At 38.4% G+C, this 10152-nt stretch carries 5 protein-coding genes; 2 read left to right on the forward strand and 3 right to left on the reverse strand.

What is annotated here, in order from left to right:
- Positions 1-52 precede the first annotated feature (52 nt).
- Both D0469_RS12540 and D0469_RS12545 read left to right on the forward strand, forming a co-directional pair.
- A complete protein-coding gene (locus D0469_RS12540) occupies positions 53-940 on the forward strand; it encodes a TetR/AcrR family transcriptional regulator (protein ID WP_158553452.1) in 888 nt (295 codons plus the stop codon).
- Positions 941-985: 45 nt separating this feature from the next.
- Positions 986-2260 (forward strand): TolC family protein, encoded by a 1275-nt coding sequence (locus D0469_RS12545; RefSeq protein WP_158553454.1) that lies wholly within the window; start codon positions 986-988, stop codon positions 2258-2260.
- A gap of 32 nt (positions 2261-2292) precedes the next feature.
- Here the strand turns inward: D0469_RS12545 and D0469_RS22000 are convergent, their stop codons facing one another.
- From D0469_RS22000 to D0469_RS12555, 3 genes are all read right to left on the reverse strand, one after another.
- Positions 2293-2451, reverse strand: coding sequence for an IS3 family transposase (locus tag D0469_RS22000; protein ID WP_325048953.1), 159 nt, complete (start codon positions 2449-2451; stop codon positions 2293-2295).
- A 681-nt stretch (positions 2452-3132) separates the two neighbouring features.
- Positions 3133-8817, reverse strand: a complete 5685-nt coding sequence (locus tag D0469_RS12550) for an S-layer homology domain-containing protein (protein WP_117327082.1) — start codon at positions 8815-8817, stop codon at positions 3133-3135.
- A gap of 936 nt (positions 8818-9753) precedes the next feature.
- The gene (locus D0469_RS12555; protein ID WP_233523045.1) at positions 9754-10113 is read right to left on the reverse strand and encodes a tyrosine-type recombinase/integrase; all 360 of its coding nucleotides are present in this window, start codon (positions 10111-10113) and stop codon (positions 9754-9756) included.
- Positions 10114-10152 lie beyond the last annotated feature (39 nt).

Below are 10152 nucleotides of genomic sequence, written 5' to 3' on the forward strand. Positions count from 1 at the left end.
GCCAGACAGCCTGGCTTTTAGGCCATCATTAGTTTGTTTTAGGAGGGGTCAATTGGAAGACAAAAAATTAGAGGTTATCCGCATCGCGATCTCCCTCTTTGCAGAAAAAGGCTACAATTATACCTCAGTCGAGGAAATTGCAAAAGAAAGCGGCATGGCCAAGGGGTCATTTTATAAATATTTTCAATCAAAGGAAGACCTGCTGCTTCAAACTGTTGAAATCATTTCAAACCAAATAGAAAAAGGAATCACAAAGATCTATAGTAAACAATATCCTTCCGATCATGAGAAGCTGGTAGATTTTATTTCGATGACGATCGAAACCATGCTTTCCAATCAAGTGCATCTGTTAATGGCTATGATTTTTGACCCGCCGCTCATCAAAAATAAAGAAATAGCAAACAACATAGAGCGTTCAAAGATAAAGCTTAACATCTGGTTCAAGGACTTCCTTTTAGACCTGTGCAGCAGCAAGGCTGAAGAATATGTTTGGGATCTTACCTCCCTCCTGCAAGGTCACATGTTCCAATACTTCCACATGTGCCGATATTATGAGTCCGGGGTCGAGCCAAAGAAATTAGCTGAATTCCTAGCAACCGTTCTAGACATAGTGATTGAAGGATTGGCAGAAAGAAAGCCTGAATCAGTCTTTACCTTTGAGCTGCTTAATGCAGACATGCAATTTCAGTCTCAAAGTCCGCGCTTAAAAGGGCAAAAGATCCAGCATTTACTGCGGGACATGGAATACACCGTGAAAAGCCTGAAAATCGATCTGGAAGAGCAAGAGGAGTACTTAAAGACGATTGCTTTACTTAGAGACGAAAATAATCAAAAAAAGTCCCAAACCTTCCTATTAAAGGCTTTAATCAATTATTTGCAGGAAGTACCTGAGATTCGGGAAGATTGTGAATCTCTCAAGACATTGCTGGATATTAAGTAAGGAATTTGAAGAGTTTTATCACTTTCTATAAGGAGAATGATAACAATGAGAAAAGTAACAACACTTTTGTGCGCTGCAACCATCGCCGGCTTACCTTTAGCAGTAACAGCCCAGGCTGCTGAGGAAACAAACAACACAGAGATAATTGAAAACGTCCAGCCTGGGGAAGGTACCCCTGCTGAAGAAGTTAAAAACGAAGATGTTAAGGTCCTTACATTAGAAGACGTAATTAAACGCGGAATAGAAAATGATCAAAACCTGACAGTCATGCAATACGAGCTGGAAGCTTTAAAGAACCAAACATTAGACGTCGCAGATGATAAAAGGGATGCACTTAATGATGTAAGAGACCTAGAGAAAAAATTAAAAAGGCTGAAAGATCAGCGTGACCGGATAACAGACACAACTAAGCGAATTATAAATGGTCAAGAGAGAATCGGTATTAATGACGGGCTTGAGGCGCTTGACGATCAAATAACTAGCCTTGAAAATGCCATTAAATCACTGGAATCAGGTCAAGTACAGCTGAAGCTCCAGGAAGAAGAAGTAAAAGAAGGTCTTTCTTTAAAACTTACATCTACCTATGTAAACTTATTAACTTTGCAGAAGCAGATGGATTTTACAAAAAAAGCAGTACAATCGTCCATAAATGACGTACAGAAAGCAGAAAAACTGTACAAATACGGGGCAGGCTCTAAAGAAGCAATCGATCAAGCTAAAAGAGAACAAGTAAATACAGAAAAACAATTGGAGCAACAACAGAAAAACTACTACCACGATCTAGCCACCCTTGCTTTTGATATAGATGTCATTTACAATCCCGAGCTGCAAGTAACACCCATTGAAATGAATGTAACAGCGGCAGCTAAAGTGGAAAACTATAACTCTCTTATCGAGGGTTCATTCCAAATGAAACGGGCAAAAGATAATTTGGAGCTTGCAAAATACAATCGTGACCAGGCCTATGCAGACGAAGATGCAACCCAATTTGAAAAGCAAGAAAACGACTTTAAAGTCAAAGCGGCAGAAGAAACAATCAAGCAGCTGCAAAAAGAACTGACAACCAAAATTGAAACATTAAATCATAATGCTGATGTTTCGAAATTGAACTACGAAGAATCCTTGAGAAAACTGGAAGATGTGAAATTGGACCTCGTAAATCTAGAAAAGCGATACCGTTTGGGTGTCGTATCAAAATATAACTATGAGCAGGCGAAATTGCAATTGGAACAGTCTACGCTTGGGGCAGAACTAGCAAAATCACAGTATTTTATGGTTGAACAGTCTATAAATGCTTTGAACAAGGGATTTGTACAATAAAGGACTAAATTTTTTTAACAAAGGATAGCTTGCTAGATGACCTCTGTATTTGACAGGGTCATCTTTTTTAATTTCGATTGATAACTGAAGTGATTATGGTAAGTTGTATAGTTCTTATATTCTCTTTTCATTTCGACCAACGTATTACACGCTTTAATAGATGCTTCAGCTTTAAAATGCCCAAAAGACATAATCTCAACAGTTCTCCCGTCTAGACATCGTGTTGCTCGTGAGTCGCTTTAATTATCCGTAGGAGGTGCTTCAGATGGTAGAACCTGGTAACCTTCTAATGTCATCTTGATATGACTTGCTCCGTTTGTTACGTCATTTATAATGAAACTCTTTAATCTAATTTCGTTTAGCTGTGTATCGTTAGCTTCTCTTTGTTGTTTCTTTTTTCCTCTGATATGTCAAAGTAAATAGGCACTGCTTCGATGGTTCTCCGCCTACCTCTCATTAGGTATTTTAATGCACGAAATATAAATCCTATAATGCCTGCATAGTTCAGTTTTTGATGAAGAGGAAAGTTAAGAAGAGAGTATTGTTCTTTATGAGAAAGACGAGAGCTTTGGGAGAGTATTTCTTATGAAGAAAACGAGGTATAACGAAACCCTTCTTCCATGATTAATTGAATCATTTATGGTAACACAGACGAAATTGAAGGGTATGTAGAAAGAAGTACATCATTTATAAAATAAAAAGGAGAGCAATTTGCCTTTTAGGCAGTTTACCCTCCTTCTTATTTCGTCTTCATCGCGCTAAGCACTTAGACACACGGGTATTGATCCCACCTGTGAGTAAAGATCCACAAAGTAACCAACAAATATTCATAATAACATTAAAGGAAAAGAGCTGGCCTTTTTTCCCTACTATTATATTTCAAATGTTACCACTGTCTTGCCTTCAGATGTTTGGGTTGTAAATTTCAGTGCTAGTTCCACAATATCATCGTCACGGTCCGGATAAGTTCCATTATTATCAATCAGTTTCAGCATCCCTGCACCATCTTGGAAATCAGTATTTGCATCCCATGTAATAGTCAATGTACCATCCTTAAAATATTGATCTTTAATCACTAAGTCACCGTTATATTCTGCTCCATCTTCACCGTTGTACCATGCAATAGTTAAGTTTGGAGGCCATTCGTCTGTTTGATATTTCTCCGCAAGACCTACTGGTAATTCTACCGTGGCTTCTGTAAAATCAACCTCATCTGCCGTTAAATAGTTTTCAATCGCCTCAAATAACCGATCCGCTGCAGCCGCTTCCTCTTCTGTGGTAGCTGAAGAATCAGCTTTTAAAGCCTCTCCCTCTTCTAGTGTTGTTTTCAATATGTCTAACTCCGGCAACTCGAGATCAACGGCCTCACTAATATGATAAAGGGCTTCCTTAATAGCATCATCTAAATAGCCGCCGCCTCCTGTTCCCCCACCAGGATGCTGACTTTCAGCAAATCGGCTTTGTTCATATTCCAAAAGTGCGTCATTCAAAATTTGAACCTGGTGGTGAACCTCTTCTTCTGAAACATCGCCCTGCGCTAAAAATTGTCGGGCTTCAGTTAATAAACCTCTTAATTGTTCCCTTGCCTCTGCCGGATATTGTCCAGGCTCTGTACCTTCCTCTGTATCATCAAGTCTCTGTTCAGCCATCTCTATAATGCTTTGAAAATTGCGAATATAACCTGGGATACTTTCATCTATTATTTCGCTATCCTTAAATCTCCCGATTGCTTCCCCCAGCTTATATAGCCCTTCTTCAACTTCTCGTTGTCTTACTGTTCCTTTATCTAATATCGACCTTGCAGCATCAATGGCCCGGCCCAATGCCTCTTTTTCCTCTGCTGGATACTGCCCTATTTCTGTACCTACTTGTGCTGTATCATATAAATTCTGGGCGTAATGAATTTCTTGGCTGAGGCTGTATTGAATGACACTTACCATCTTTCCTGATTCAAACTCATACTGGGCTTTTTCTAAGTCGTTCAAGGCCTCTTCCAATTCTTTACCTCTTAAGGTTCCACCATCGGCGATTTCCTTGGCACGATCAATAGAACCGCGTAAAGTGGCTTTAGAACCTGTAGCATACTCGCCAATATTATCACCCTCTTGAGCTTCATCATATAATGCTTGGACCTGTAAAATTAATTGTACAAGTTTCCCGCTGTCTGCTAGTTGAGAGGAGGTAAAGTCAGTCACAGCTTCTACTAACCTGTTTAGTGCTCCAAATAATTCGTCAGGTGTTGATTGTTCATTGTATAGAACAGCACTAACTTCATCTAGCACAGACATAAGGCTCTCCTTATCTTCTGCCCTATAGTTACCTGGCAGCGTTCCTACCTGTGCATTTTCCAACAATAAAATAGTATCATTAATTCTGTTTTGTAATTCTTGGCTGATTTCCTCTCTGCTTTGATCAAAGAACTCCTCGGGTTGAACATCATGCATTGAATTAATTGGTTCAATATTTATTTCTTCCCCATTGTTGGAAACAATTAGATTAAATACCTTCCAGTAAAGTTCATTCCCATCTCCTTGGGGTACTAAGAACGTTTCATTTGCTACCTTAGAATTTCCTTTAAATATTTCTACCTTTGCATTAGATGTTCTTAAGGCAGGTGATTCGGACCAGTTGTGAACGATAAAGGTATATTTTCCATCTCTTAGCTGCCGAATAGTCGTTGTTTCCGGACCATAGGAATCCGTGTCATCCCAATCGAGGTCTGCATAGATAATATCACCAACTTTGTAGGTCCTATTGTCGAACGAGGTATGGAATCTTTCGTTTAAATTCTGTGTGGGACCGAAAAGATGTGAATCAACATCAGAAGGCTGTTCTCCCCAAGAAAGCATAATTTTCAGCTCATTAGAAGCTGCTGCACGAATAGCTGTCTCATTTTGCTTAGTGTTAAAGGAACCGGACGGTGCAACCGCGTAAAGAAAAGATGATATAAACCCTTCCCCAGCAATCTCACCAGTGTATGATCCCGCCGGCAGATTAACAGAGTAATAACCGTATTTATCTGTTGTAACCTGAGTTGTTGCTTCCCCTTCCTGTGCCTGGCCTTGCCTGAATCTAATGGTAAGACCCGGGACCCCGACACCATGAATATCTGTAATGCGACCTTGAAAACCTGTTCCAATAGTAATAGTGGATGATTTCGCTTCCCCTGTTACCTTTCCACCCTTTGGTGCTACTGTTACTGTGAGTGATTTACCAATATTACTCTCCAAATCAATTGGTCTATAGAATACTTTACGTTCGTTAGGGTTATATGAGAAATCCTGGAGAGTTACAGGCTGTCCTTCCAATGTGGCTGTCACTTCAAAATCAGCCATTGTAATACCCGCTACAAAATCTTCGAAATTCAAGTCAATCATTCCTTGCCCTGCTGCTATAGAATCTAAAGCAGTCGCATCTGAATCAGAATAACTGTCCTCGATGATTTCATCGCCGACCTGTACAGTTCCATTTGGAATTTCGATTACAAGGTTACTAGGATGCTGGGACAGAACAACATTATTGGCATTAATTTGCGCTGTATTAATTATTCCGGCACCCGTAATTCTTGCTATTGCACTCACCACTAGTCTTTCGATACTTGTTTCTTGCGCCAGATTAATCCGAACATTGGCCGCTCTTGAATTAATGGTTTCAAATGTTCCTTCAAGATTCACCTGCAAGTCAGAATCAACATTTTGAATGCCTTCAGAAAGGGTAACATTCGTAAAACCAGGGGCATCTCCAGTTAACCCGGACTCCTCCACTTTTACATAAGACTCAAGTTGTAAATCTGCTACTGTAGTTTTTCCTTCAGCTACTATTCGAATTTTCCCGTCGTTTTTATTAACAATAACCGTTACAAGGACAGAATCTTTAAAATGAATACTCTCAGCGCCGCCGCCATTTACCTTCGTTGTACCACGTACCTCCACTCCATTAAGATGAACATCTCCATCCCCAACGGATTCGTCTATAATGAGATCTCCTTCAATCACAAGGTTTCTCAATGTGACATCCGGACTCTTAACTACTAGGTTACCTTGGATTGTTTGATTTCCTGCTTCCGGTCCATAAGTACCAACAGTTGTGATTTCATCCGGAATATGGCCAGAATCCGGTGATGTTTGGTATGCTGCTACAATAACACTTACCGCCTCACTTGCCGGCGTATTTCCACTTGCTGCAATACGCACCTGATAAATTCCTGCTGCTAAGCCGTTAATTTCAGTTGATCCATCTGCTATATCTTCCCAAGTTTGTGCCGTTGCTAATTTGTACTGGTATTTTTTTGTTGGATCTAAACCTGTGATCTTACCATCCGTTATATCCGCTGCTGTTGGTGCTATTCCGGCTAATCCTTGCGGTGCTTGAGGTGCAGTTTGGCTATTTCTATTTAATACATAATTATGTTTGATTGATTGATTCCCACTGCCGTCAACCGCAACAACATAAATGTTATAGGAACTAGTTGGTTCTAGACCTAAAATCCCTATTGATTTTCCAGTGTTAGCTGTTAAAGCAGAACTACCACTTAATGTTACGGCTTGGTTATTGTGATCTTTTCCTTCAATAATTTGATCCTTTGTCGGCGCTGTTTGTCCTTTTGGCAAAATTACATAATAAGCAGTTGATGCTTCATCTGTTCCTAGCAGAAGCTTGATAGATGACCCGGTATCTTCGGTAACGTCTGGATATGCTTCCAATATGATTGGTCCAGTTTGATCACTCTCAGTACCCACAGCCTGAGTAATTATCGCATTTGTATATCCTGCTGCTTTTACAGTAATGGTATAGTTTTTTGCTGTTGCAAACATGCTTTTGTCTAATGTGATCTTGCCATCTGTTACTGTGTACTTACCTGCAGCTGAAACTCCATCTACCTCTACAGAGGAGATAATCCCCTGCCAAGTCGTGTTAGCAGTAAATGTTAACTCTATATCATGACCCACAGTAGCATCCGTATTATCTATAGCTAAGCTTGGCGGATTTAAGGTACTAGATCCACCACCTCTAGATGAACTCCCCCCACCTGACGATGTTGTTTTATTATCAGGATTGTTTTGTCCATCTACTTTTTCAATATTTTCATTTACATGGTCGTAGTTCGTAATAACTTCTTTTGGTTTAGTATTTTCCGGTAATATTAGATCTATAACTTTGGTTTTGCTTCCTAATGAAACTACTGCATTCTTATCTTTAATTTCAAGCCTCCCAATACTGCCTTCTGAATTAAGATCTACTTTATCGTTTCCTTCAATCAATACATTTGAAAGTACAGAATCTTTACCTGCCTTAATACTTGTTTTGGAAGAGATTGTTAGTTCTTTGATTGTTGTTTTTCCTTTAAATTCAAAGTCCACATCATCTTTATCAATTTCTACTACACCTAAAGTGGAAGCCTCGAATACCGCTTTAGTTTTAGTTGTTGAAGTTGCTGCCATTTGCAGAGCACTTGCTGATACCTTATAGGCTAAGGATTTATAAAAGGCACTGTTTGAACTCGCTGTTGTAATATGTTGAGCCTCTTGATTAGAAATTACGGTTTTGCCTTCAACCACTAGATTGTTAGAGTAGAAGTTATTCTGAAGTTCTTTTCCTATATCCAGATTACCTTTTACAGTAAGATTTTTAATAAAAATATTATCAGCACTTACTTTTACATTTCCATCAATGGCAGATTTTTTACCATCAAATTCTAAACTCTGTTTTGTGCTGCCATTTGTCTTAATCTCTAAATATGTAATTTTTTGGATTATTCCATCAGCAGATTCAAACAATACTTTTGCATTTTTTAAAATTGGTTGATTCTCTTGGGTGAATATTGATTTGAGAGAATCTGCTATGTTATAAGTAACACCGCCAATTTTCACTGTTGAATTGGTTATAGTTTCGATCGATTGAGGTTCCTCTTCAAAACGGTCCTTAATTCCTTGCTCGCTTCGATAAATCATTGCAGCAAATTGCGCACGTGTCGCTGTACCATTTGGATCAAATATTGTTGCGGTTTTACCCTTTGTAATACCCGTTTTAACTAAAGCCCCTACATAACCTGAAAACCAATCAGAACTTGAAACATCTTTAAACTGATCTATATTTGTTGATTCTAAACCAAATGAAAGAGCAATAATTTTTGCCATTTGAGCACGATTGAGCTTTTCATTAGGTTTGAAGGTATTGTCATCATATCCACTAAGAATTCCTTTTTCTACAAGCGCTGCCACATATCCATGTGCCCAATAACCTTTTGGTACATCAGCAAAACCAGGATCTTTTACACTATGTGTGTTTATTCCTAGTATATTAGCCACCATTCTAGCTGCCTGTGCTCTCGTTACTTCACTGTAGGGTCTAAACGTACCATCTTTGTAACCGCTTAAAATTTTACGTCCCGCTAAATCTTTAATGGCCTCATAGAAATAGTCACTCGACTTTACATCTTTAAATACAACATCTTCCGCCTGAACATGAAGCACATTCATAGGCACTAACGTACTGCTTGCTACTGCAACTGTTGAAACAGATGCTGCTAAAAACTTTTTGTATGATTGATTCTTCAATGGTAATTTCCTCCAATAATTAAACGTGTAGGTAAAAAATATCAATGCTAGGAATATTTTACCATAAGTAACATGAACATATTACTCTGATTTTCTGATAAATAAAACTTTTTTATTATAAAAGATATATATTTTAGTAAGAATAAAGGGCCTTATTAAGTAAAAAAACGGTAGAGTCAATAGAATTCGGTAAAAATAACTGCTTCAGTGTTTAATACTATATTTTTATTAAGTTTATATGAAATATACCCGCGATAGTAAATGAAAAAAAGCGGCAGTCGCACCAAATTAATTGTATTCAGAAGTCTAAGAAGGAAGTGATGAATGAAATAGAGGACTTCTTGAATTATATCCAATTGTTAATTCAATTATTATCATTTAAACAAAACCCTATATGGAGGCTAGATCCTAAATGATTTTCTTTCTTCATTAGTATCCAGCTTCCTATATATGAAATCATCCTTTAAATTCCCAGGAGGGAACTTATCATGTGAAAGTCAATAATTGAAGAATGCGATTGCTTTGGAGAAGAAAATATTCGGCAGGTTACGGCTGTTGTGATATATGCCTTTGGAAAATATATTTAAGCGAATTATCTAAATAAGTGGCATTGGAAGAACAGATTACTGAAGAAAATAAAATAAGGGTGCAATCCTTCAAAAATCCCTACCTAAATGAAAATTACAACGAGATGTTTTTGATAATTTAAATTTGAGCCACTTTTATACGATTTGATCATATAAAAAAGGGCCACTCAATTTCCAATTCTCTCTAGGGAGACGAAATTGCAGCAAATCTGTTTCTCCTCCCTCTGCTTCGTAAAGACAGAGAAAGTCTCCTCAATTGCTTGGATTAGCGGCTTTGGTAACTCATTAGATGCTTTCAGTATTTCAATGTCATTTTGACATTGGATGATTTTCAACAACTATCTCGCTCTTACAATTTATCGACAGCGTTCTGTTTTTCTTGTCTTGTCGTTTGGATATAAAACTTTGCAGTCATATTGACCGTGGAGTGCCCTGTAAGCTTACTTACAGTGGTTAGATCAACTCCTTTCCGAAGTAACCTTGTTGCAAATATATGGCGAAAAAGGTGCGGATGCAGCTTCATTACTACCTCTTTTGAAACCTTAGCTACCCAATCTCGAACCGCATCCCTATGCATCTTTTTCGCTCTTTGACTAACTAGAAGGTACTCACTATCACGGAAACGTGATTGCAGCCGTTCCTCCTGCTGGTATTGCTTAATTAGCTGAAGAACATCTTGTCGTAGGCTGATTTCTCGAACCTTTGTCACCGTCAAGTAGTTTTGAACATTTTTTGCTCATTAAGTTTG

Source organism: Peribacillus saganii (assembly GCF_003429095.1).
In the GTDB taxonomy this organism is placed as follows: Bacteria; Bacillota; Bacilli; order Bacillales; family DSM-1321; genus Peribacillus; species Peribacillus saganii.